This is a genomic window from Rhizobium sp. SVR5-9E, from assembly GCF_056755095.1.
Genome location: NZ_JBNDHS010000344.1, coordinates 1 through 288, shown reverse-complemented (window position 1 = coordinate 288; position 288 = coordinate 1). Strand labels below are relative to the sequence as shown.

General features: G+C 36.8%; 1 protein-coding gene. It reads left to right on the top strand.

The genetic code is table 11. From position 1 onward, the window contains the following. On the top strand, positions 1 to 288 hold a 288-nt coding region (locus ACPYOJ_RS35110), incomplete at both ends, for a TetR/AcrR family transcriptional regulator (protein WP_481420346.1).

The window sequence follows — 288 nt, the reverse complement described above, 5'->3', positions numbered from 1 at the left end:
GTACAGTGCTCCGGTAGTTTATGATCATTTTGAAAACAAAGAGGCCATTTTATACGAAATCTCACTAAACGGTTTTCATTGTCTACACATTGAACTGCTGAAAGCTCAAAATGCACATGATAATCCTGAAGACCAGTTAAAAGCTATCGTAGACGCTTACTGGCAGTTTGCATTTAAAAATAAGGAATATTATCAGCTGATGTTCGGATTGGGAATGCAGTGCAGTGGTAAGGGATTGATGAAAGAAGAATTTTCGTCGTTTCAGGATATGCTTTATGAATGTACATA